This is a genomic window from Coleofasciculus sp. H7-2, from assembly GCF_042747725.1.
Lineage (GTDB): Bacteria > Cyanobacteriota > Cyanobacteriia > Cyanobacteriales > FACHB-T130 > FACHB-T130.
The window spans coordinates 119,547-142,349 of record NZ_JBHZGO010000023.1 but is presented as its reverse complement, the minus strand read 5'-3'; the positions used below and the strand labels follow the sequence as shown (position 1 = coordinate 142,349).

33 protein-coding genes are annotated in these 22,803 nt (G+C 48.3%); 26 read left to right on the top strand and 7 right to left on the bottom strand.

Annotated features, from left to right (window positions below):
- Positions 1–242: 242 nt before the first annotated feature.
- The 7 genes from ACFW2W_RS04465 to ACFW2W_RS04435 form a co-directional block, all read right to left on the bottom strand.
- A complete protein-coding gene (locus ACFW2W_RS04465; RefSeq protein ID WP_378174075.1) occupies positions 243–2,054 on the bottom strand; it encodes a R3H domain-containing nucleic acid-binding protein in 1,812 nt (603 codons plus the stop codon).
- 180 nt (positions 2,055–2,234) lie between these two features.
- The gene (ldpA, locus tag ACFW2W_RS04460; RefSeq protein ID WP_378173874.1) at positions 2,235–3,452 is read right to left on the bottom strand and encodes a circadian clock protein LdpA; all 1,218 of its coding nucleotides are present in this window, start codon (positions 3,450–3,452) and stop codon (positions 2,235–2,237) included.
- A gap of 110 nt (positions 3,453–3,562) precedes the next feature.
- Positions 3,563–4,171: a vWA domain-containing protein gene (locus tag ACFW2W_RS04455; protein ID WP_378173871.1), complete on the bottom strand. Its 609-nt coding sequence runs from the start codon at positions 4,169–4,171 to the stop codon at positions 3,563–3,565.
- A gap of 135 nt (positions 4,172–4,306) precedes the next feature.
- On the bottom strand, positions 4,307–4,912 hold the full coding sequence (locus ACFW2W_RS04450) for a vWA domain-containing protein (RefSeq protein ID WP_378174072.1): 606 nt from the start codon (positions 4,910–4,912) through the stop codon (positions 4,307–4,309).
- Between the two features lie 162 nt (positions 4,913–5,074).
- Positions 5,075–5,569 (bottom strand): salt stress protein, Slr1339 family, encoded by a 495-nt coding sequence (locus tag ACFW2W_RS04445; RefSeq protein ID WP_378173868.1) that lies wholly within the window; start codon positions 5,567–5,569, stop codon positions 5,075–5,077.
- A 76-nt stretch (positions 5,570–5,645) separates the two neighbouring features.
- Positions 5,646–6,251: a vWA domain-containing protein gene (locus tag ACFW2W_RS04440; protein WP_378173866.1), complete on the bottom strand. Its 606-nt coding sequence runs from the start codon at positions 6,249–6,251 to the stop codon at positions 5,646–5,648.
- Positions 6,252–6,431: 180 nt separating this feature from the next.
- Positions 6,432–6,887 carry an NAD(P)H-quinone oxidoreductase subunit N gene (locus ACFW2W_RS04435; RefSeq protein WP_378173863.1) on the bottom strand — a complete coding sequence of 152 codons (456 nt, stop codon included), beginning with the start codon at positions 6,885–6,887 and terminating at the stop codon, positions 6,432–6,434.
- A 1,163-nt stretch (positions 6,888–8,050) separates the two neighbouring features.
- On the opposite strand from ACFW2W_RS04435, the gene rplC reads away from it, so the two are divergent.
- The 26 genes from rplC to rplQ all read left to right on the top strand — a co-directional run bounded on the left by rplC (position 8,051) and on the right by rplQ (position 22,786).
- Positions 8,051–8,689, top strand: a complete 639-nt coding sequence (gene rplC, locus ACFW2W_RS04430; protein ID WP_378173860.1) for a 50S ribosomal protein L3 — start codon at positions 8,051–8,053, stop codon at positions 8,687–8,689.
- A gap of 101 nt (positions 8,690–8,790) precedes the next feature.
- The gene (rplD, locus tag ACFW2W_RS04425) at positions 8,791–9,423 is read left to right on the top strand and encodes a 50S ribosomal protein L4 (protein WP_378173858.1); all 633 of its coding nucleotides are present in this window, start codon (positions 8,791–8,793) and stop codon (positions 9,421–9,423) included.
- Complete coding sequence (locus ACFW2W_RS04420; protein ID WP_378173856.1) at positions 9,416–9,718, top strand: 50S ribosomal protein L23; 303 nt, start codon at positions 9,416–9,418, stop codon at positions 9,716–9,718. Before rplD ends, ACFW2W_RS04420 begins: the two co-directional genes overlap by 8 nt.
- A 117-nt stretch (positions 9,719–9,835) precedes the next feature.
- Positions 9,836–10,699, top strand: a complete 864-nt coding sequence (gene rplB, locus ACFW2W_RS04415; RefSeq protein WP_378173853.1) for a 50S ribosomal protein L2 — start codon at positions 9,836–9,838, stop codon at positions 10,697–10,699.
- 90 nt (positions 10,700–10,789) lie between these two features.
- Positions 10,790–11,065, top strand: a complete 276-nt coding sequence (rpsS, locus tag ACFW2W_RS04410; protein WP_378173850.1) for a 30S ribosomal protein S19 — start codon at positions 10,790–10,792, stop codon at positions 11,063–11,065.
- Between the two features lie 66 nt (positions 11,066–11,131).
- Positions 11,132–11,494, top strand: coding sequence for a 50S ribosomal protein L22 (gene rplV, locus ACFW2W_RS04405; RefSeq protein WP_378173847.1), 363 nt, complete (start codon positions 11,132–11,134; stop codon positions 11,492–11,494).
- Between the two features lie 86 nt (positions 11,495–11,580).
- Positions 11,581–12,309: a 30S ribosomal protein S3 gene (gene rpsC, locus ACFW2W_RS04400; RefSeq protein ID WP_378173844.1), complete on the top strand. Its 729-nt coding sequence runs from the start codon at positions 11,581–11,583 to the stop codon at positions 12,307–12,309.
- Between the two features lie 104 nt (positions 12,310–12,413).
- A complete protein-coding gene (rplP, locus tag ACFW2W_RS04395; protein WP_378173841.1) occupies positions 12,414–12,836 on the top strand; it encodes a 50S ribosomal protein L16 in 423 nt (140 codons plus the stop codon).
- 3 nt (positions 12,837–12,839) lie between these two features.
- Positions 12,840–13,082 carry a 50S ribosomal protein L29 gene (gene rpmC / locus ACFW2W_RS04390; RefSeq protein WP_378173839.1) on the top strand — a complete coding sequence of 81 codons (243 nt, stop codon included), beginning with the start codon at positions 12,840–12,842 and terminating at the stop codon, positions 13,080–13,082.
- Between the two features lie 6 nt (positions 13,083–13,088).
- Positions 13,089–13,337 (top strand): 30S ribosomal protein S17, encoded by a 249-nt coding sequence (gene rpsQ / locus ACFW2W_RS04385; protein ID WP_378173837.1) that lies wholly within the window; start codon positions 13,089–13,091, stop codon positions 13,335–13,337.
- A 225-nt stretch (positions 13,338–13,562) separates the two neighbouring features.
- Positions 13,563–13,931, top strand: a complete 369-nt coding sequence (gene rplN, locus ACFW2W_RS04380; RefSeq protein WP_378173835.1) for a 50S ribosomal protein L14 — start codon at positions 13,563–13,565, stop codon at positions 13,929–13,931.
- Between the two features lie 29 nt (positions 13,932–13,960).
- The gene (gene rplX, locus ACFW2W_RS04375; RefSeq protein ID WP_378174069.1) at positions 13,961–14,296 is read left to right on the top strand and encodes a 50S ribosomal protein L24; all 336 of its coding nucleotides are present in this window, start codon (positions 13,961–13,963) and stop codon (positions 14,294–14,296) included.
- Positions 14,297–14,376: 80 nt separating this feature from the next.
- The gene (rplE, locus tag ACFW2W_RS04370) at positions 14,377–14,922 is read left to right on the top strand and encodes a 50S ribosomal protein L5 (protein ID WP_378173833.1); all 546 of its coding nucleotides are present in this window, start codon (positions 14,377–14,379) and stop codon (positions 14,920–14,922) included.
- A 24-nt stretch (positions 14,923–14,946) separates the two neighbouring features.
- A complete protein-coding gene (gene rpsH, locus ACFW2W_RS04365; protein WP_378173831.1) occupies positions 14,947–15,348 on the top strand; it encodes a 30S ribosomal protein S8 in 402 nt (133 codons plus the stop codon).
- A 133-nt stretch (positions 15,349–15,481) separates the two neighbouring features.
- On the top strand, positions 15,482–16,021 hold the full coding sequence (gene rplF / locus ACFW2W_RS04360; RefSeq protein WP_378173829.1) for a 50S ribosomal protein L6: 540 nt from the start codon (positions 15,482–15,484) through the stop codon (positions 16,019–16,021).
- A 2-nt stretch (positions 16,022–16,023) separates the two neighbouring features.
- Complete coding sequence (gene rplR, locus ACFW2W_RS04355) at positions 16,024–16,386, top strand: 50S ribosomal protein L18 (protein ID WP_378173826.1); 363 nt, start codon at positions 16,024–16,026, stop codon at positions 16,384–16,386.
- Between the two features lie 132 nt (positions 16,387–16,518).
- On the top strand, positions 16,519–17,043 hold the full coding sequence (rpsE, locus tag ACFW2W_RS04350) for a 30S ribosomal protein S5 (protein WP_378173823.1): 525 nt from the start codon (positions 16,519–16,521) through the stop codon (positions 17,041–17,043).
- A 141-nt stretch (positions 17,044–17,184) separates the two neighbouring features.
- Entirely contained in the window at positions 17,185–17,649 is a 465-nt protein-coding gene (gene rplO / locus ACFW2W_RS04345; RefSeq protein WP_378173820.1) for a 50S ribosomal protein L15, read from the top strand.
- Between the two features lie 47 nt (positions 17,650–17,696).
- Positions 17,697–19,037 carry a preprotein translocase subunit SecY gene (gene secY / locus ACFW2W_RS04340; RefSeq protein ID WP_378173817.1) on the top strand — a complete coding sequence of 447 codons (1,341 nt, stop codon included), beginning with the start codon at positions 17,697–17,699 and terminating at the stop codon, positions 19,035–19,037.
- Positions 19,037–19,603, top strand: a complete 567-nt coding sequence (locus ACFW2W_RS04335) for an adenylate kinase (protein ID WP_378173813.1) — start codon at positions 19,037–19,039, stop codon at positions 19,601–19,603. The genes secY and ACFW2W_RS04335 overlap by 1 nt, the downstream gene beginning before the upstream one ends.
- 196 nt (positions 19,604–19,799) lie before the next feature.
- Positions 19,800–20,027, top strand: a complete 228-nt coding sequence (gene infA, locus ACFW2W_RS04330) for a translation initiation factor IF-1 (RefSeq protein ID WP_015203280.1) — start codon at positions 19,800–19,802, stop codon at positions 20,025–20,027.
- A 127-nt stretch (positions 20,028–20,154) separates the two neighbouring features.
- Positions 20,155–20,268, top strand: coding sequence for a 50S ribosomal protein L36 (gene rpmJ / locus ACFW2W_RS04325; RefSeq protein WP_071782548.1), 114 nt, complete (start codon positions 20,155–20,157; stop codon positions 20,266–20,268).
- Positions 20,269–20,330: 62 nt separating this feature from the next.
- Positions 20,331–20,714 (top strand): 30S ribosomal protein S13, encoded by a 384-nt coding sequence (rpsM, locus tag ACFW2W_RS04320; RefSeq protein WP_190411879.1) that lies wholly within the window; start codon positions 20,331–20,333, stop codon positions 20,712–20,714.
- Between the two features lie 113 nt (positions 20,715–20,827).
- Positions 20,828–21,223: a 30S ribosomal protein S11 gene (gene rpsK, locus ACFW2W_RS04315; protein ID WP_190411878.1), complete on the top strand. Its 396-nt coding sequence runs from the start codon at positions 20,828–20,830 to the stop codon at positions 21,221–21,223.
- 135 nt (positions 21,224–21,358) lie between these two features.
- Positions 21,359–22,327, top strand: coding sequence for a DNA-directed RNA polymerase subunit alpha (locus ACFW2W_RS04310; protein ID WP_378173808.1), 969 nt, complete (start codon positions 21,359–21,361; stop codon positions 22,325–22,327).
- A gap of 108 nt (positions 22,328–22,435) precedes the next feature.
- On the top strand, positions 22,436–22,786 hold the full coding sequence (gene rplQ / locus ACFW2W_RS04305) for a 50S ribosomal protein L17 (RefSeq protein WP_378173805.1): 351 nt from the start codon (positions 22,436–22,438) through the stop codon (positions 22,784–22,786).
- Positions 22,787–22,803 lie beyond the last annotated feature (17 nt).

The following is a 22,803-nucleotide window of genomic DNA, read 5'->3' as shown; positions in this document are numbered from 1 at the left end:
AGATGTTTTAGCTTTTTTTGACATCTTTAGCTCCCCGAAACCCATATAGGGTGTTGCACAATCATGCGATGATTTTCCTTTGAATTTCGCGCTGCCGTCGCCAAGACGCAAAGTTTTTCTGAGCATCTTTGCGACTGCCGTCGCTCATGGGGGAAAACCCCAAAACCGCGCTGCCTCGTCTTTGCAAGAGATTATCATCCGTCCACTGTGCAACACCCCATATAGAGCCACAGCTTTTTCAATTAGGCTGGGTAAATTCGCAGCCGTCGGTTCGGTTCTTCCCCAAAACTGTCAGACTTGAGGCGATAGTGTTCGACGAGTTCGTGTTGCATTTTACGAACTTTAGAGGAACGCGGCAGGAGTTCCACCGGCTGTCCTTTGGGAATCACGATTTGCTCCACGGCAAGGCGGGCTTCTTCGAGAGCCTCAATCTCGTCTTCACTACCGCTACTGGTAAATAAGCTAAGTTCCGGGACATCAAGGATGTGGGAGTCATCCATATCCAGCAGACGCCGCAGGGCGCGGGTAATCTGAGGAATGGTACTTGCCTTAATTGCATGGATGGGAACCTGACGGGCTTTGGCAATATGCCGTAGTTTGGAATGGTTTTTAACGTGCGACCGAATCGCCAAAACTGCATCCGCGCTATCCATATCCTTCGTCAGCAAGATGGGCAAATTCAGCACCCGAATGACTTGCTCTAATTGTTGGCTGCTCACCCCATAAGGATAAACGTGCAGCGGCAACTCTTCGCCATTTGGCCCCACAAAGGTCTCATTTTCCATCATCTGAGGTTGATGCCAAGATTGATCCAGCATCTGCTCAAAAGAAGGTGAAAGGCTAGAAGAGACAGGCGATAAACTAGAGTCAGATTCTTCTCCTCTAGTCAATAGATTTTGCGGTTCTGCCCTCATGCCTCGTGTCGGTTCTGGCTGAGTCGGTAGTGGCGTCATCTGCCCAGAAGCTCGCCAGCCCATTGGTCGCGCTGGGGCGTCGTAGGTGGAAGATATGCGGCTGCCTCCGCTCATCGCGGGTCGCATGAGTGAGGGCGTTTGGGGGGTCTCGTGGGTAATCGTAACTTCCCCGGTTTCGCTGGTTGCCCTGACTTGATAACCCGGCTGACGCCCCCGCAGCAGGGTGTCAACGGTATCGGCAACACTTTCATGCACCACCCAGCGCTGCCGTTCTAGCATTTCAACGGCGATTTCAAAGGTTGGCGGGGCTTTCCGCTCCAAAACCGTCTTTTGGCTGCCCCGGCGTCTGGCTTCTTCATCTCCCAGGGTTACAGCCTGAATGCCGCCTACTAAGTCAGATAAAGTTGGATTTTTAATCAGATTTTCAATCCGATTTCCGTGAGCCGTGCCCACCAGTTGCACGCCTCGTTCAGCAATGGTTCGAGCTGCCAAGGCTTCTAGTTCCGTACCAATTTCATCAATGACGATGACTTCTGGCATATGGTTTTCCACTGCCTCAATCATCACTTGATGCTGGAGTTCTGGACGGGCGACTTGCATCCGTCTGGCTCTACCAATTGCTGGATGAGGAACGTCACCATCCCCGGCGATCTCGTTGGAGGTGTCGATAATTACAACTCGTTTCTGTAAATCGTCGGCTAAAACTCTGGCGATTTCCCGCAGTGCTGTTGTTTTGCCAACGCCGGGACGTCCCAGCATCAGAATCGATTGACCTGTTTCTACCAGGTCGCGAATCATGCCGATGGTGCCAAAAACGGCTCGACCTACCCTCAAGGTAAGACCAATAATCTCGCCGCTGCGGTTGCGGATAGCGCTAATCCGGTGCAGAGTTCGCTCTAGTCCAGCTCGGTTATCTCCACCAAAGTGTCCTACCCGGTCTATACAATAATTCAGTTGTTCTCTAGACACTGGCGTTTCGGAGAGATACTCTGCCTGTTTAGCAAACCGAGCCTCTGGAAGACGCCCCAGATCCAGGACAACCTCAACTAACTTATCCCGTTCGGGATGCTGCTCTAAAGGTTGCCGAATTTCATTAGGTAACACGTCCAGTAATTTCTGGAGATCGTCTGTAATCTGCATTCTTTGTACAGTGACGTTTTTATCCACAATCGGCGATTTAAATAACTGCTGTTTGTTTTTTGCCTGGGAATGGTTGCAGGTTGGCGATCGCTAGCTTGAAAAGTTGCTTTGTGCCAACTGTCAATCTTTTAACTTTCAACCTTTTAACCGATGACATATCTAAAATCGCGCTTCAATTGGCTATTGGGGAAAGGCTTTGAGTTGAGAAACTAGTGAGTGAGCAAGACCAACAGCCTGCCAGAGTAAATCTGGCTTTTCTTCCAGGCGTCCAGATAAAGATGTCTGACTTGACGCGGATGCATTCCCACATACTTCGTTCATATTCATTTTTTCCAATTCGTCCAGAATGGGTGATAACAAAACCCTAGCGTAGCTGCCGTAAGCAATCCCGGCGATATAGGAGGATTGAGCGGGAAAAGTTTGAGTTTGTTGGGGCGGGTTTTTCTGCAAGACCGAGTTTCCCCTAGGGATGCTCGATAAATATGCCTTTACGACTTCTGACTCTTGGCGGCTGTTGAGCAGTCCCATTGTCCTGAGTTTGCCAACAGTGTGACGATTGGTGCCTCCTGCTAACTGCACATATCCAGGTAATCCGGCAGTTAGAACTTTTTGACCTAACTTTACAGCAGCTCTAGTTGTGCCATCACCAATATCGCCACTCATGGGACGCCCATCGGTTTGCCAGATCAGGGGGCACGGCAGGGGTGCCATCAATTCGTGCAGTGCCCGGAGGTAATCAATCATACCTTCACCATCCGGACAACTAATGGCTAAAAGCTTGAGCTGGTTTACCCAAGGCGCGATCGCACTCCAGAGTCGTTTAAAATCCTCTACTCTGCCAACTTGCGTGTGAATTTCTAGGGCATCTACGCCGCTTGGAAATACCAAAGGTGCGATCGCTTCCGGTGCGGATACATAAGAACGAGTATAAATTAAATTATTTGGGCATACAGAAATACACCGTCCGCAGCCATAGCAACGTTGATCGATCACCCCAGAGAAACCGTTCTGGCTAAAGTCAAAAGCGATCGCATCAGCCGGACAAATACTTTCACAAGGTCGCCAGCAATCTGTCGGACACTCGGTTGAGTTAAATTCAGCTTTCCGGAAATGAGGATCTTCCCCATCATTCAGGCTGACCATCAGCCACGGCAAACCTTCTACGCAGTAGCCGCGATCGCGGGCGGCATCGGCAAGGGTAGCGGCAGCCTTTAGACCTTCTTGTGCCGCAGCAATGACTGCTGGGTCAGCGGCAACATCGATACAATCAGCCCCAGCTAGGGTATACGCCAACGTGAGATTTCGGACGGCAGGGAGGTGTTGGAAACTAGCTCCGCAAATGAGCTTAAACCAGTGACCCTCTCTTAAGGAACGTAAGGGATAGTAGGTATCAGTCACCTTTATATGCTAGTGCGTTCCCGAACAAATGGGGAGATACAAACAGTAAAAATAAGGGGAGTTTTCACGACTCCCCTTTCATAGAAAACGTAAAGATCTAGCGTTTGCCCTTAGTCAGCGATCGCATTGAGCAGCACTTCCGCCAAAGTCATGTCCGCCATGTCATCCAGCGTTATTGTGTCGCAGATATCAAACTTTGCCCCTGCACCTTGTAAGTCATCATCCAATGCCTTCAGAAACCGAGCTGCTGTGGCGTCTGACCCTACTTGAATCATCGAGATCGCCAGTTCTTCATCCTGTTCCATCTGACGGGATGCCTCAATAATCGCCCGCATCACGCCTTTTCGGTCATCGGGTTCCCCATCTGTCACTACTAAAATGGTTTCGCCACCCGCCTTAGTCTGACCTGCTGTTTTTCGCTGAAAGTAGACAGCGATCGCATCTTGTAATACACCTGCCAAATTAGTTGTGCCAGCCGGGTCGTTTTCTTGAAAAATTTGTGCGACTTTGCTGGAATTTACATTCTCGTAGCGTTTAAATCGGCTGGAAAATAAGTAAACTGTAATCCCATCTGGGTCAAATTGTTCGCATTTTCGCGCCAACGCCAAGGTAGACTCCTGTGCCGCATCCCAGCGGCTTCTGCCTCCCGGTTGGTCTGGCGTAGACATACTACCGCTTTTGTCAATAATTAACGTGTAATCCCGATCTTCTGCGCTCATCAGCTAATCTCCACATTATTTTTTTAGATTGAATGACTTGCTGCTGATTCCACAACAAAGTTGCGATTTAAAACTGGCAAACAAAACTTGGGATTTTGGATTCCACATCCAAAATCCCAAATTAACAAACAGCACCTAGTCGTTAATGGCGTTGAGCAGCACTTCCTGCAAAGTCATGCCCTCCATATCATCCAGCGTTACCGTGTCGCAAATATCAAACTTTGCCCCAGCACCTTGCAAATCATCATCCAAGGCTTTCAGAAACCGACTCGCCGTTTGATCTGAACCCACTTGAATGAAGGAAATGGCTAATTCTTCATCTTTATCCATCCGGCGAGAGGCTTCAATAATCACCCGCATCACGGCTTTGCGGTCATCGGGTTCACCATCTGTAATCACTAGAATTGTCTCGCCATTTGGCTTGGTCTGACCAGCCGCCTTCCGCTCAAAGTAGTTGTCGGTAGCGTTTTTCAAGACATCGGCAAGATTCGTGGTGCCAGAGGGATCGTTTTCTTGAAATATCTGTGCGACCTTGCTAGAAGTCACATTGTCAAATCGCTTAAACCGACCTGAAAACAGGTAAAGCGTAATCCCATCGGGGTCGAACTTTTCGCATTTTCTCGCCAACGCCAGAGTAGATTCCTGTGCTGTTTCCCAGCGACTTCTACCGCTCGGTGGCTCTGGGGTAGACATACTGCCGCTTTTATCGATGATTAATGTATAGTCACGGTCTTCTGCCACAGATCCTCCTTCCACCAAAGATAACCTCCAGTGTTTGTCAAGATTTCCAAGCTCTAGCCTAGCCCACCTGCCGTGACTATCTAGTTGGTTTAGATAAAAGAAACATAAAAATTTCTACACGAGAGAGGGGGGAATTATCATTCTGGCGATCGCTCGTGGCTTTTACGCTTTAGTTTCCCCCAAGGCTTGCAAATAATCAATCGCTGCCTCTAGTTTAGATGGGTATGCATCGGCAAACTCTTCAAACCAAAGACCTTCTTCTGAGAGTGGCTTTAAATTTTTCAGCCATTCTTGCGCTTGGTTCTTGAATACCTCCCGTTGTTGCTGCCTTAGCTGCTCCTGTTTGAGTTGTTCTTCTCTGAGTTGTTGCTGTTTTTTTAGCTGTTCTGCGCGTTCTTGTTCTTCAAATTCAGACCTGACTTGGGCAAGAATTATATCGTCAGCTGAGGCAATGGTATGATTTTGCCATTTTTGTCGGGGCAATTCCGGAATTGAGTTGGCAAGAGGTATGTTAGCAGAATGATTCTGTAAGAAGTTCGCAGATTGCGGTTTGACTGGTTCTTCTTTCAGTTGTGGCGGTTTTGGCAGTTCTTTTGGTTGATCTTTTGTCTCATACTCAGCCTTGACTGCCGCGAGTATGTCATCTATTGATTCCATAAATTTGGACGCCTCTAGAGAGATTTTAGATTTCTCTTCACTATCAAAATCCCAAATCCCAAATTAGACTTTAACCTTAGTCAATAATGGCATTGATCAACACTTCCGTCAGGGTCATGTCCTCCATGTCATCCATCGTGACTGTGTCGCAAATATCAAACTTTGCCCCAGCACTTTGCAGTTCATCATCTAGCACTTTGAGAAATTTCGTTGCCTGTGCGTCTGTGCCAACTTGAATAAAGGAAATCGCCAGTTCTTCATCTCTATCCATGCGGCGAGACGCTTCAATAATTACCTTCATTACCGCTTTCCGGTCATCCGGTTCCCCATCCGTGACGACCAAAATGGTATCTCCATTTGTCTTGGTTTGTCTCGCTGCTTTACGCTGAAAGTAGTTATTCGTCGCATCTAGAAGGACTGCTGCTAAGTCAGTGCGTCCAGACGGTTCGTTTTCGCGGAAAATCTGTGCGACTTTACTGGCGTTTACATTGTCATACCGTTTAAATCGACCGGAAAATAGGTAAATAGTGATGCCATCCGGATCAAATTCTTCACATTTACTGGCTAAGGCGAGAGTAGATTCCTGCATCATTACCCAGCGACTTTTCCCACCTGGTTGGTCTGTAATCGACATACTGCCGCTTTTGTCAATAATTAACGTATAGTCGCGGTTTTCTACCATAAGAGTTTGCCTGATTCGCTTGCTTCTTTAAAGGTATCAAAATCCTCTAGCCGAGTTAAAGGAGCTGGTGGGTCACAAAGCTTAACCATTCAGACGTTCCAGCTCGTTTTGGCTCGGCATGAATGAGCGCCGCACCAGTGCTTGGGTGTGACGCTGAGATTGGATTGACTGACGCTGATTTTAAGCGGCAGCGATCGCGTTTTTAAGCGGTGTCCAGCGGAAAGCGCGATCGCCTCCCATTTCTACAGCAATTTTTAGGCGTGGCTCTATATTTGGCAACGTGGTTAAATATTCCACTTCCTCACGCGACAATACGTGTCCTTCAATCATCCACAGCACCAGTCCCTTCGATTTGGGAGGCAGTTGTTCCAACTGATAGGTCACGATAGGTGGCACGTAGTAAACGCGAATGTCTTTCTTACCCAAATGCGCGGGACGAACGCCGTGTACGCTCGTTAAATACGTTGCTACGTCGCCGAGTCCCCGTGCTGTGATGCTTAAAGTGGTATAGCCAGCTGCACGCAACCGCCGCTGGTAACGCCCCTCAAACCCTCCTTCTAAGGGTACATACATTCCTAAAGCACCTGACTTTTCCAAGTCTTTGACGAATTGATTGCCGATGGTGATCAGTGCCATATTTTTATGTTCTACCCAGCTTTAAGTTTTGTTAATTGCCGCTGGCAATTTATTATAGTTGGACGCTGAGGAACCTATCAACTTTGAGCGAAGAGCGATGTGCAACAAAATCTTTGGTGATTCTACTGAGGAGGGTTGCACTTTTTCAGGACAGTGTTGAGTTTTGAGGCTCTTTTGAATATAGGCTTACAGGCAATCGATCGGTTGAACTGCTTGAGCGATCGCGCTTTTTGTGGAGGTGCAACTGCTACTTAGAGCTAGTAAAGATTTAACTTTATTTGACTCAACATCGACTCAAAATAAGCGAACAGGCTTCTCCCTCACAGCACTTTATACCGCAAGTCGGAAAAGTAAAACTCAAACAGGTGACGTTGAACGGCTGAATCTATGGTTGAAAGCCTGCTTTCAACTATCTGCAATCTCTTGTAGTCCTCTGGGCTTCGGGGGATGTGTAGCCATTGTAATACTGTGTTTACAAATACTGTGCAGACAAATCGTGAAATGCTATAACCGACCTAAATGCCGGTCGTCGGGTTAGCGATCGCCTTCTTCCTTTCTATCCGTTAACCGGACAGTCGTCTTCTGGATCTGGAGTTGCACTTCAAGCGAGGCATACGATCCAGCAGACTAAATTTTTTTTGGAACAATCGCTAGACAAGTTGTAACAAATCGTTTATAGTAAACGATTGTGGTCAAAATTCGAGCAGCTATTACCGCTGAAGTTGAAATCGAGTCCAGGGACAGCACGACTTCCAAGTGAAAAACTATTGAGTCTTTCTCACAAGAGTTCAGTGCCCCCAGCGAGCGTCAAGCGTACCGCGACATCGATTTCAGAATTAGCGATCGCATCTAGAAGGCTTCTTGAGAAGAACTCTTCTAAGCCGGAAAAAGCCCTTTCGCCTTCTCGGGATACTGGATGGCTTGCCATCTAAGTCCCCGCGAATATAGGCAACGCGCTTCTAGCGCTTACCCGACCGTCGAATAGCTTCATACCAGCTAAAGAAAAAGCCTAAATTAGGCTGACTTGAAAGCTTGCCTCTCTCAATCCGAGGATGCGCCACAGCTGGCTGGTTTGATAACAACGTTTGTTGGAGCAAGCGGATTTACGAAACACTCGTAATCCCGCCTCTTTGTACTGTGTAAAAAGGAGAGACCAGAAAGCCGTGTCTGTTGGTATCCTCGGCACCAAACTCGGCATGACCCAAATATTTGACAAAGCAGGAAAAGCGATTCCTGTGACGGTCATTCAAGCAGGGCCATGCACCGTTACGCAAATTAAAACCAAAGAAACAGATGGCTACACTGCCGTCCAACTTGGTTATAAAGAAGTCAAACCTAAGGCTTTGAACAAGCCAGAATTGGGTCACTTGGCAAAATCAAGCGCTCCTCCTTTGCGGAAACTGCGGGAGTATCGCTTCGAGAATGTGGGAGAGTTTGAGCTAGGTCAACAACTCAAACCAGATATTTTTACTGCTGGTCAAATTGTGGACGTGATCGGCACCAGCATCGGAAAAGGCTTCGCCGGTTATCAAAAACGCCACAACTTTAGGCGGGGGCCCATGTCCCACGGTTCCAAAAACCACCGTCAACCCGGTTCGACGGGTGCTGGAACCACACCGGGACGTGTTTATCCCGGTAAGCGGATGGCAGGTCGTTTAGGCGGCACGCGCGTTACCATTCGCAAATTGACAGTAGTGCGGGTAGACTCAGAACGCAATTTACTGCTGATCAAGGGAGCGATTCCTGGTAAACCAGGGGCGCTGGTTAATATTGTTCCTGCCAAGATAGTAGGTCGAAAGTAGTCATTTTCTAAGGTCAGGCTGGCTAATCGCTAATAGCTTTTGATACTTAGCAATCCTTCAATTAGCAATTAGCAATTAGCAACGAACAAAGGACAACGGATATGGTTAACTGTGTAGTACGAAACTGGGACGGGGAAGAGGTCGGACAGGCAACTCTAGAATTAAAGGTTGCCAAAGAAGAGAATGCAGCTCATATTGTCCACCGAGCCTTGGTAAGGCAACAGGCGAATGCTCGTCAAGGCACTGCCAGCACCAAAACCCGCGCGGAAGTTAGAGGGGGAGGTCGTAAACCTTGGCGTCAAAAAGGGACTGGTCGCGCTCGTGCTGGGTCGATTCGTTCACCACTGTGGCGAGGCGGCGGTGTCATCTTTGGTCCTAAGCCAAGAGACTATGACACTAAGATGAATCGGAAGGAACGGCGTTTAGCGCTGAGAACCGCCTTCTTTAGCCGATCCGAGGACATGATTGTGGTGGAGGAATTTGCTGACAAGTTGCCTCGGCCTAAGACTAAAGAATTGGTAGAAGCGATCGCACGTTGGGGCGTCGAACCAGACTCTAAAGTCCTGCTGATCTTATCCGAACGTGAAGAAAACGTTTATTTGTCAGCGCGGAATGTTGCCAAGATGAAGATCATCCCTGCCACCCAGTTGAATATCTTTGACCTGCTGGCAGCTGACAAAATTGTGACGACGCCATCCGCCCTTGTCAAAATTCAGGAGGTTTACAGTGAGTGAGTATAACCCCCGCGAACTTGCGGATTTGGTGTATCGACCAATTGTAACTGAGAAGGCAACTCTGCTGATGGAGCAGAACAAGTATGTCTTTGAAGTCGTTCCCAAAGCAACCAAGCCAGAAATTAAAGCAGCAATTGAAGAACTGTTTAAAGTAAAGGTTGTGAGCGTGAATACCCTTCGTCTACCGCGCAAAAAGCGTCGCGTCGGCAAATTTGCAGGGTTTAAGCCTCAGTACAAGCGAGCAATCGTAACTCTGGCAAGCGGAGATACCATTACCCTTTTCCCAGAAGTTTAATAAGTTGGAAAGTTGACAAGTTGAAATTAAAAATTTCAACAAATTTCAACTTCACTCAACGGAAAGCCGCCCTACAAGCGTCTACAACCTTCAACCTTCAAACCTCTTTTTTAAGTTATGGGCACCCGTTCTTATCGGCCTTATACTCCCAGTACTCGTCAAGTTACCATTTCGGACTTTGCCGAAGTTACGCGGAGTGAGCCGGAAAAGTCACTAACCTACACAAAACATCGCCCCAAAGGTCGAAACAATCGTGGGGTAATTACCAGCCGCCGTCGGGGTGGCGGTCATAAACAGCTTTACCGGGAGATTGATTTTCGGCGCGACAAGCGCAATATCCCGGCCAAAGTGGCAACCATTGAGTACGATCCCAATCGCAATGCCCGGATTGCCCTGGTTTATTACCGGGATGGAGAAAAGCGGTATATTCTTCACCCAGTCGGCTTAACCGTGGGTACAGTTATCACCGCTGGACCAGACGCCCCAATTGAAATTGGCAATGCGTTACCTTTAAGCAAGATTCCTTTGGGAACTGCCGTTCACAACGTAGAACTGACTGCTGGACGAGGTGGGCAAATTGTTCGCGCTGCTGGTGCCACTGCACAAGTGGTCGCTAAAGAAGGCGACTATGTCACCATCAAGCTGCCCTCCGGTGAAGTCCGCATGATCCGCCGCGAGTGCTACGCTACCATCGGACAAGTCGGCAATGTTGAGCATCGAAACTTGAGCGCCGGTAAAGCTGGTCGCAATCGCTGGAAAGGACGCCGTCCGAAAGTAAGAGGCAGCGTCATGAACCCAGTCGATCACCCCCACGGTGGTGGTGAGGGACGGGCACCGATTGGTAGAAGTGGACCAGTAACACCTTGGGGCAAGCCCACTTTAGGTGCCAAGACCCGTAAGCCAAACAAGCCAAGCAATAAATTAATTGTCCGGCGTCGTCGCAAAGCTTCCAAGCGAGGTCGGGGCGGTCGGGAGTCCTAGGATTTAGATTTTGGATTTTAGATTAGCAATAAGTCCAAAATCCAAAATCCAAAATCCAAAAATCCAAAAGTAATTGGGGTTATTTGAACTATGGGTCGTTCTCTTAAAAAAGGTCCTTTTGTTGCGGATCATTTGCTGAAAAAGATTGAAAATTTGAATGCTAGGGGCGATAAGCAGGTTATTAAAACTTGGTCTCGTGCTTCAACTGTATTGCCGCAAATGGTGGGTCACACCATCGCGGTTCATAACGGGCGGACTCACGTGCCAGTTTACGTCAACGAGCAAATGGTAGGGCATAAGTTGGGAGAATTCGCTCCAACTCGCACATTCCGGGGACACTCGAAAGATTCCAAGGCAAAGAGGTAATTTTGAAGTTTGGATTTTGAGATTATTCAGAATTCCAAATTCAAAATTATTAAAAGGGAGAAATCTATGGCAGTTGATACTACAGAAGAAGTGAAAGCGATCGCGCGATACATCCGGATGTCTCCCCACAAGGTGCGCCGGGTTCTCGACCAAATTCGGGGACGATCCTACCGGGAAGCCCTGATCGTTCTGGAATTTATGCCCTATCGGGCTTGCGATCCAGTCCGCAAGGTATTACGCTCAGCAGCCGCTAATGCCGAACATAACGCCGGTTTAGACCCAACAAAATTGGTAGTTTCTCAGGCTTATGCTGACCAAGGATCAACCTTAAAGCGCTTTAGACCCCGCGCTCAAGGTCGCGCATATCAAATTCGCAAGCCAACGTGTCATATCACCGTAGCCGTTGCCCAAGCAGCGGCAGATGAATAACACTACTTTGGCTAAGCGCTAATTGTCACAAACAAGCTTTTGAACAATTAGCAATTAGCAATTAGCTGATTTAAGAGGACGCATTCGTGGGACAGAAAATTCATCCAATTGGTTTTCGGCTGGGGATTACCCAAGAACATCGCTCCCGTTGGTTTGCGGATGCTAAGCGCTACCCAGAACTCCTGCAAGAAGACTACACCATTCGGCAGGTCGTGGAGAAAAAACTCAGTAACGCTGGCATCTCTCAAGTGCGGATTGAGCGCAAAGCCGATCAAATTGACTTAGAAATCCACACCGCTCGACCGGGTGTTGTGGTAGGTCGCGGTGGTACTGGCATTGAAGTATTACGCGGCGATCTTCAAGAAGCTTTAGGCGGTGGCAATCGTCAAATTCGGATCAACGTGATCGAAGTGGCACGGGTAGATGCCGACGCCGGACTGATTGCTGAGTATATTGCCCAACAGCTAGAGCGACGAGTTTCCTTCCGGCGGGTCGTGCGTCAGGCGATTCAACGTGCCCAACGCGCTGAAGTCCAGGGAATTAAAGTACAAGTCAGCGGACGGTTAAATGGGGCGGAAATTGCCCGAACCGAGTGGACGCGGGAAGGTCGAGTGCCTCTGCATACCCTTCGCGCCAACATTGACTACGCTTACCGCACCGCCAAAACCATTTACGGCATTCTTGGCGTTAAAGTTTGGATCTTCAAAGGCGAAGTGATTCCAGGTCAGGAAGAAATTCCGGCTCCTAACAACGCTCAGCCCAAGCGTCGTCAACAGCGCCGCCGTCAGCAATTTGAAGACCGCTCTAATGAATAGGTTGATAGGTAATCGGTAATCGGTAATGGGTAATCAAAAAGAAAACGCCCAATTACCAATTACCAATTACTAATTACCAATTATCAATTACCAATTACCAAGTCATGTTAAGTCCCAGAAGAACAAAATTTCGCAAACAGCAGCGCGGGCGGATGAACGGCTTGGCGACTCGGGGCAATAGCCTAAACTTTGGTGACTTTGGCCTCCAGTCCACAGAACCGGCTTGGATTACCTCCCGTCAAATTGAAGCCAGCCGCCGAGCCATGACCCGCTACATCCGTCGGGGTGGCAAAATCTGGATTCGGATCTTCCCCGACAAACCAGTAACAATGCGTCCTGCTGAAACCCGTATGGGTTCTGGTAAAGGCTCGCCGGAATTTTGGGTGGCTGTCGTGAAGCCCGGACGGATCTTGTTTGAGATTGCCGGGGTTCCGGAAGAAACCGCCAGGGAGGCGATGCGTCTAGCTTCCCACAAGCTGCCAATTAAGACGAAGTTCATCACTCGTGAAGAAGAAGGGACTGTGTGAGTTATGGCTCTGCCCAAGATAGAAGAAGCCAGAAATTTAGGCGAACGAGAACTGGCTGAAGAAATTTTAGCTCTCAAGCGTCAGCTATTTGATTTACGACTGCAACAGGCAACTCGACGCCTGGAAAAGTCACACCAGTTCAAGCATACGAAGCATCGTTTAGGTCAGCTCCTAACCGTAGAAGGGGAGCGGCAACGGGCTGCAAAGGCTCAAAAGCCACAACCAGATGCAACATCCGAGGAGTAGACCCCAATGGCAGTTAAAGAACGAGTTGGCTTGGTCGTCAGCGACAAGATGCAAAAGACCGTAGTGGTCGCCATCGAGAACCGCTCGCCCCACCCGAAATACGGAAAAATTGTAGTGCGTACAAAGCGTTACAAAGCTCACGATGAAGAGAATCAGTGCAAGGTAGGCGATCGCGTCCGAATTTTGGAAACGCGACCTCTGAGTCGCACCAAACGATGGACAGTCGCTGAAATTCTCAATCGTGAGGCTCAATAAGTAAAGTTATGAGTTTTGAGTTTGTAAAGGCGGGTTAATCGAAATTTTCGATTTTATACCGATATTTAATCAAGTAAACCCGCCGGTAACAAGTTCTGAGTGAAAAATCCAAGTAAAGAATTCCGGAAATAAAACCGAACATCTTAAGTTCTTTCTCTTGTTCAAAACTCAAAACTTACAACTCAAAACTATTATTCAAAACTCACGCATCCGAAGCTAAGAACTATGATTCAGCCCCAATCCTACCTTAATGTCGCAGACAACAGCGGCGCTCGCAAATTGATGTGCATCCGCGTCTTAGGTGCTAGTAGCCGACGCTATGGCGGCGTTGGCGATGTAATCATTGCTGTCGTCAAAGACGCCATTCCCAACATGGCAGTTAAAAAGTCAGATGTTGTGCGAGCCGTGATTGTCCGTACCCGAAAAAATATGCGCCGGGACAGCGGTATGAGTATTCGCTTCGATGATAACGCCGCCGTGATCATCAACGCAGATGGCAACCCTAGGGGAACGCGCGTTTTTGGGCCAGTGGCACGCGAACTGCGCGACAAAAACTTCACCAAAATTGTTTCCCTAGCTCCGGAGGTACTCTAATGGCCGCAAAACAGTCTAAAAGAAACGGGATGAAGCTTCCCCAGCGCTATAAAATGCACGTCAAAAAAGGCGACACAGTACAAGTGATTGCCGGTCGTGATAAAGGCAAAGTTGGGGAAATCTTGCGGACACTTCCCCAGGAAAGCCGGGTAATTGTCAAAGGCATCAACATCAAAACCAAGCATGTTAAACCTCAGCAAGAAGGCGAATCCGGTCAAATTGTCACGATAGAGGCACCGATCCACAGCTCTAACGTGATGCTTTATTCGGCTCAACAAAAGATTGCCAGCCGCATTTGCTATACCTTGAATGAAGAAGGACGCAAGGTGCGGATGCTCAAAAAAACTGGTGAAATTATTGACTAAATAGTTGTTAGTTATAGCAAATTGCTAATTACTAACTGCTATTTTCCCTGACCAAGCCCAGGGGTATTAAGGAAAAAACAATGACACAAAAACTGAAAACGCTGTACCAAGAGACGATCGTTCCTAAACTGATGACTCAGTTTAATTACACGAATACCCATCAGGTACCCAAAGTCATAAAGGTCACGGTTAATCGAGGTCTAGGGGAGGCTTCTACCAACGCCAAAGCGCTGGAATCTTCCCTGACTGAAATTGCCAAAATCACTGGTCAAAAACCAGTGGTGACGCGGGCGAAAAAGGCGATCGCTGGATTTAAACTTCGCCAAGGTATGCCAGTAGGCGTGATGGTGACTCTGCGAGCGGATCGGATGTATGCCTTTCTCGACCGATTAATTAACCTGTCGTTGCCACGGATTCGGGACTTTCGCGGCATCAGTCCCAAAAGCTTTGATGGTCGGGGAAATTACAGCTTAGGCATTAGAGAACAGCTGATATTTCCCGAAATAGAATACGACAGCATCGACCAAATTCGGGGCATGGACATTTCCATCATCACTACAGCAAATACCGACGAAGAAGGCCGCGCCTTGCTAAAAGAAATGGGAATGCCTTTCAGGGATCAATGAGGCAGTCAAAATAAGGAGGGAATAATGGCGGCAAACGACACAATTTCAGATATGCTAACTCGCATTCGGAATGCGAATCTGGCGCGGCACCAAACAACAGAAATACCAGCAACAAAGATGACTCGCAGTATTGCCAAAGTCCTCAGGGATGAAGGCTTTATTGCTGAATTTGAAGAAGTTGGCGAAGGGATCAAGCAACACTTGCTAATTTCTCTAAAGTACAAAGGCAAAAACCGTCAACCGATTATTAATACCTTGAAGCGGGTCAGCAAACCTGGTCTGCGGGTCTACTCTAACCGCAAAGAACTACCCCGTGTGCTGGGCGGTATCGGAATTGCAATCATTTCTACCTCCAGCGGGATTATGACTGACCGAGAAGCGCGGCGTCAGGGTGTAGGTGGGGAAGTGCTTTGCTACATCTGGTAGATAAGCTAATAGCTATTAGCTCGATTGGCTGGTAGGTTTCAAAAACCTAGAAAAGCACAGACTTTGGGACTCACCGATAGACCAAAAGCTAACAGCTAACGGCTAACGGCTAATTGATTAGGAGGATTAAGTCATGTCTCGTATTGGCAAACGCCCTATTAATATTCCCGCTAAGGTACAAATTTCGATCGAAGGGCAATATGTTGCAGTTAAAGGACCTAAAGGAGAACTCTCCAGGGTTCTGCCATCTGAGGTAAGTGTAGAGCAGGAGGGAGAAACGATCCTGGTCAAGCGGCGGGATGAATCTCGTGCAGCTCGTCAGCGTCACGGTCTTTCTCGTACCCTGGTTGCCAACATGGTCGATGGAGTTTCCCAAGGATTTCAGCGTCGTCTAGAAATCCAGGGAGTCGGTTATCGTGCCGCAGTTCAAGGTCGCAATCTGATTCTGAACGTGGGTTACAGCCATCCAGTTCAGATTGAACCTCCCGACGGTATTCAAATGGCTGTGGAAAACAACACGAATGTGGTTGTAAGCGGCATTGATAAAGAAATCGTAGGAAACATTGCCGCTCGAATCCGTGCTGTCCGTCCACCGGAAGTCTACAAGGGTAAAGGCATCCGCTATGCGGGTGAAGTGGTAAGACGTAAAGCTGGAAAGGCAGGTAAGAAGTAAAGATGAAGCTAACTCGTAAAGAATTAATCCAACGTCGGCACTACCGGGTGCGTCGTAAGGTAAATGGCAGTGGTGAGCGTCCTCGGTTAGCTGTCTTTCGATCTAATCAGCACATTTATGTCCAGGTAATTGACGACACTCAACAACGCACTCTTGCCTGTGCCTCAACTTTGGAGGCGGATCTGAAATCACAGTTAACAACAGGAGCTACCTGTGCCGCCTCTGTTGAGGTGGGCAAGCTAATTGCTCAGCGAGCGATCGCTCAAGGCATTTCAAAGGTTGTCTTTGACCGAGGCGGCAACCTTTACCACGGTCGAATCAAAGCACTCGCAGACGCGGCTCGCGAAGCTGGGTTGGATTTCTAAAGACAAGTATGCAAAAGGCAAAAGTAAAAAGAAAGAAGTTTTTATCTATATATTTCTACCTTTGATTTCTCTTTCTTTTGCCTTTTTACATTTTTAGTTTTTACTTTCACTCTCAAGGTTCAGGATAAAACTATGGCAAAAGAGCGTCGGAAAAGTTCTGCGCGTCGGGAAAAAGAAATCACCTTTCAAGAACGGGTGATCCAGATCCGTCGTGTTAGTAAGGTCGTCAAAGGCGGTAAAAAACTCAGCTTCCGCGCCATCGTTGTTATTGGCAATGAGCGCGGTCAAGTTGGCGTTGGTGTTGGCAAAGCAAGTGATGTAATTGGAGCTGTTCGCAAAGGCGTTGCCGATGGCAAAAAGCACTTGATTGACATCCCCTTGACCAAGGCAAATTCTATCCCCCATCCGGTCAACGGAGCCGGGGGTGGTGCCCAAGTGATGATGCGACCCGCCGCCCCAGGAACTGGTGTTATTGCCGGTGGTGCTGTACGCACTGTGCTGGAGTTAGCTGGTGTCCGTAACATCTTAGCAAAGCAACTGGGTTCTAATAACCCCTTGAACAATGCTAGAGCCGCCGTCAACGCTCTTTCCACCTTGCGGACATTTTCCGAAGTGGCTGAAGAACGCGGGATTCCTATCGAAAACCTCTACGCCTAAATTTAGCCATCAGCGATTAGCTATTAGTGGTTCTCAGTTTAAAGGCAACTTTAATATCTTAGACAAAAGGCAAAAGACTAACAGCTAATAGCTAAAAGCTTTCTCAAAAAAATTAAGTCGTCAATCCTCTAGGTCAAGCGAATGAGATTAGAAGATGCAGTCCCTAAAAAAGGCTCAAAGAAGCGCCGCCGACGCATTGGACGAGGCATAGCGGCTGGTCAAGGTGCCAGCGGTGGCTTTGGTATGCGCGGTCAAAAATCGAGATCGGGGCGGGGCACACGACCCGGATTTGAAGGCGGACAAATGCCACTGTACCGACGCCTGCCTAAGTTAAAGCACTTTACGGTCATTAATCGTAAACAGTACACTACGATCAACGTAAGTAAGCTGGCATCACTCCCTGCTAACACGGAAGTGACTCTGGACTCATTGATGGAGTCTGGTATTATCACCGCCAATCAAGGTTCGCTGAAAATACTCGGTGACGGGGAACTGAATGTGGCTCTGAACGTAAAAGCAGCTGCTTTCACTGGCTCGGCTCGCAGCAAGATTGAAGCCGCTGGTGGCAGTTGTGAAATCGTTGCTGCCCGTGCCCGTAAGGGTTAAGCACATTGTATGCCAGCGTCTCTTGCTCATCGTTGAGGTACCCCTTCATGGTCGTTAGTCGAGACAAAAGCCCAACTGCTCAGGAAACCTTTGCACAGATGGCTCAAGCAGCCGGTCTTAGAGGTCGGCTGCTTCTCACCATCGGCTTGCTAATTTTAGTTCGCATTGGCATCTTTTTGCCAGTACCGGGAATTGATCGGACTAGGTTTGCTCAAGATATTCAAAATAACCAATTAATTGGATTTCTGGACATCTTCTCTGGGGGCGGCATTACCGCCTTAGGGATTTTTGCTTTGGGGATTTTGCCCTATATCAATGCCTCCATCATTATCCAACTGCTAACAGCCGCTATCCCTGCTTTGGAGAAATTGCAGAAGGATGAAGGAGAAGCTGGAAGGCGAAAAATCTCTCAGGTTACTCGCTATGTAGCGCTGGGGGGGGCTTTGATTCAAACTAGCTTCATTGCGGTATGGCTTGAACGCTATGCAACGAACGTTCGAGGACCTCTGTTCATTGCGGAGACTGCACTCGCTCTAACAGCTGGTTCGATGTTTGTGATGTGGGTGTCAGAGCTGATTACCGAGCGGGGGGTTGGTAACGGTGCTTCTTTGTTGATCTTTATCAATATTGTTGCAGTTCTACCCAGGTCGCTTGGGCAAACCATTAATTACGCCCAGGTTGACAATCGCAATGTGGGACCGGTGATCATTCTGCTATTAGTTTTCCTAGTCATGATCCTGGGAATTGTTTTTGTGCAGGAGGGAACCAGGCGGATTCCGATTATTTCGGCACGCCGACAGGTGGGTAAACGACTCTACCGGGAAAGGACGAGCTACCTGCCCTTGCGGCTGAACCAGGGTGGCGTTATGCCGATCATTTTTGCGTCTTCCGTCTTGATTTTCCCAGGTTTCCTAGCTCAGATTACTCAAAATCCTGGCAACAACCCGTTTTTGGTGCAACTCCATCAAGTTCTGAATCAAGTTGCGAATGCTCTAAATCCCAATAGTCAGACGCCCGGAGTTTATGAGGTCGTTTATCTGATCTTGATTCTGTTTTTCAGCTACTTTTACGCATCTTTGATTGTCAATCCCGTGGATTTGTCACAGAACCTGAAAAAGATGGGAGCCAGCATCCCTGGCATTCGTCCGGGTCGGGCTACTAGCGATTATGTGGAAGGGGTTTTGAATCGGCTAACTTTCTTAGGCGCTATCTTTTTGGGATTAGTGGCAATCGTGCCAACAATTGTGGAAAGAGCCACTGGCATTACGACTTTTCAAGGGCTGGGAGCTACTTCTTTGCTGATTCTGGTGGGCGTGGCAATTGATACAGCCAAGCAAATCCAAACGTATGTCATTTCCCAGCGCTATGAAGGAATGGTGAAGCAGTAGTGACGCGATTGATTTTTTTGGGGCCGCCAGGGGCGGGGAAGGGAACTCAGGCACATATCCTCGCTCAAGAGCTGGAAATTCCTCACATTTCCACGGGTGACATCTTGCGAAATGCCAAGGCTGCCGGAACCGAACTTGGTTTGAAGGCTAAGTCTTATATGGATCGGGGTGAGTTGGTTCCCGATGCTTTGATATTGGATCTGGTGCGCGATCGCCTTAGCCAAACGGATGCCCAACCCGGTTGGATTCTAGATGGTTTCCCGCGTACCGTCTCTCAGGCGACGTTCCTGGATGAATTGTTGCAGGAATTAGACCAAGTCTCCGATAGCGTTCTCAACCTGGAAGTTCCGGACGAAGTGTTGGTGGAGCGGATGCTGGAACGAGGGCGCAAGGACGGACGAACGGATGATACGGAAGAAGTCATTCGTCGTCGTTTGGAAGTTTATCGCAACCAAACGGCTCCGTTAATTGATTTCTACGAGCAACGCCAACAGTTGGTTTCAGTTGATGGCGATCGCTCCCTAGAAGAAGTTACTTCCGCACTCAAACAAGTTGTTCATTCTTGACAGGAGCGGGTGCGATCGCCCAGATGTTTGGGGTCAGTTCGTTGCCAATCCACTTCCCAGGCTGGCGGCTGGGACTGACCCCAAACCGGATGAAGTGAATTTTTGATAAAATATGTTAATAAGACCTTGACTGTCAGTCAGGGGCATGATCCGTGAATGACAATAGGCAAGCTGAAGAATTGAGGAAAAGGATAACTTGGCTAAACAAGATTTAATTGAAATGGAAGGCACGGTAACAGAATCCCTGCCTAATGCAATGTTTCGGGTCGATTTAGACAATGGGTTTAATGTATTAGCCCATATTTCCGGGAAAATCCGCCGGAATTACATCAAGATTCTACCGGGCGATCGCGTCAAAGTGGAACTCACCCCATACGACCTAACCAAAGGCAGAATTACTTATCGGCTGCGTAACAAAAAGTAGTGGCGAAAAAAAGCGATTCGCTCCTCTTAAAAAGCTTGTCTTATTAAAAAATTCGTCAAGCAGATGAACTTTAAAATCCACTTAAAAAGTGATATAATGTAGAGCTTGCAATGTAGCCAAAATAGGCATGAAAGTTCGAGCATCAGTCCGAAAAATTTGTGAAAAATGCCGCGTCATTCGGCGGCGCGGTCGAGTCATGGTGATTTGTTCTAACCCAAAACACAAGCAACGCCAAGGTTAACGAAGGCCCGATCCTCAGGACAAGTTTATAGCACTAAAAGCAAGACTAGGGAGACAACAAGCGTGGCACGGATTGCTGGGGTAGACCTTCCTCGCGATAAGCGCGTAGAAATTGGTCTGACTTACATCTATGGAATTGGACTCTCGCGCTCCAAAGAAATTTTGGCAGCATCCAAAGTTAATCCAGACACAAGAGTAAAAGACTTAAGTGATTCGGACGTAGCTGCCCTGCGCGAAGCAGTGGAAAGCAACTATCAAATTGAAGGGGATCTCAGACGCTGGGAGGCAATGAACATCAAGCGCCTGATTGACATTGGCACCTACCGGGGTCGGCGTCATCGGATGGGCTTGCCAGTTCGGGGTCAACGAACCCGTACAAATGCCCGAACCCGTCGCGGCAGGCGTCTCACAGTCGCAGGTAAGAGAAAGGCACCAGGACCGAAATAACCTTCTTCTGTTAGCTGAAAAGCTAAAAGCAGAGGCTCGAATTTCGTTTGCTAAAGGCAAACTTGACCAAGCAATTCAGCCAACCCATTATAACTACTGTCAACTAGATCCACATGGCGCGACAACCAACAAAAAAAACGGGTCCAAAAAAACAAAAACGCAACGTACCCAATGGCGTAGCCTTCATCCAGTCCACTTTTAACAACACGATTGTCACGATTTCCGACACGAACGGGGACGTACTTTCCTGGGCTTCAGCTGGCTCAAGTGGCTTTAAAGGAGCGAAAAAAGGAACTCCTTTTGCAGCGCAAACCGCAGCTGAAAGTGCGGCTCGCCGAGCGACCGATCAGGGGATGCGTCAGATTGAAGTGATGGTTAGCGGTCCAGGAGCTGGTCGAGAAACCGCGATTCGAGCGCTGCAAGGGGCGGGGCTAGAAATTACCTTAATTCGAGATGTGACGCCAATCCCCCACAATGGCTGTCGTCCGCCCAAGCGACGTCGAGTCTAGGATTGCTTTGAGTGCGATCGCACTCAAAGCAATTAGTAATTAGCAGCAAGTGGCAAACAGCTAACTGCTGAATTGGCATTGGGACAGCAGTGGCAATGCTAGGAAAGCGCTTTCAGCGTTCTTTCCAGGGGTTTTATGAAGAAGGGAGGTCACTCCGTGGCGCAGTTTCAAATTGAGTGTGTAGAGTCCAAAACTGAGAATAATCGGAGCCAATATAGCAAATTTGTCCTGGAACCTCTAGAACGCGGTCAAGGCACCACCGTTGGCAATGCGCTGAGGCGGGTTCTACTGTCTAACTTAGAAGGGACAGCAGTCACAGCTGTTCGGATTGCGGGGGTTAATCATGAGTTTGCCACAGTTGAGGGAGTGCGGGAGGATGTCCTAGAAATTCTACTGAACATGAAGGACATTGTACTCAAAAGTCATTCCTCCCATCCCCAAATTGCTCGATTAACTGTCACAGGCCCAGCAACAGTGACAGCCGGACGATTTGATTTACCCTCCGAAGTTGAGGTGGTCGATCCTAATCAATACGTTGCCACCCTAGCAGACGACGCTAGGCTGGAAATGGAATTTCGCATCGAACGAGGCAAGGGATATCGCGCAGTAGACCGGGGACGAGACGAAACTGCTGCTTTGGACTTCCTCCAGATCGACGCTGTGTTTATGCCGGTGCATAAAGTTAACTACAGCATTGAAGATGCCCGGATTGACGGTTCTTTGGAAAGAGACCGACTAATCCTGGAAATCTGGACGAATGGCAGCCTCAGTCCCCAAGAGGCACTTTCTCAAGCGGCGAGTATTTTGGTGGATTTGTTCAATCCTCTGAAAGATATCACTCTCGATCCGATGACGGTAGACTATACCGATGATGAAGATCCTACCAGCCAGATCCCAATCGAAGAATTGCAGCTTTCGGTGAGGGCATACAACTGTCTCAAGCGAGCGCAAATTAACTCCGTAGCCGACTTGCTGGATTACAGCCAAGAGGATCTGCTAGAGATTAAAAACTTTGGTCAAAAGTCGGCAGAAGAAGTCATCGAAGCCTTGCAGCGGCGACTGGGAATTACCCTGCCCCACGAAAAGGCGGCGAAAACAACTTGAAGTAAGGAGTAATGGGTAATAGGTAGAATCATTTACCTGTTACCAATTACTTTTTCACCGAGTACCAATTAGCAGTTACCAATTACCAATTAGCAATTCAAAATCGTTATGCGTCACTGTCGTCGTATTCCAAAACTGGGTAAGCCCTCCGACCAGCGTCGAGCGCTTTTGAGGTCGCTGGCAACCGAACTAATCCGTCAGGGTCGAATCACTACCACCAAGACGCGAGCCAAGGCGCTGCGCCCGGAAGTGGAAAAAATGATTACTCTGGCAAAGGACGGCTCTCTGTCAGCCCGCAGACAAGCCTTGGGCTACATTTATGACAAACAGTTGGTTCATGCCCTGTTTGAGCAAGCCGCTAGCCGTTATGGCGAACGCAACGGAGGATACACCCGTATCCTGCGAACCGTGCCACGTCGGGGTGATAATGCCGAAATGGCAATTATCGAGCTGGTTTGAAGTGAGGACTGAGAGAA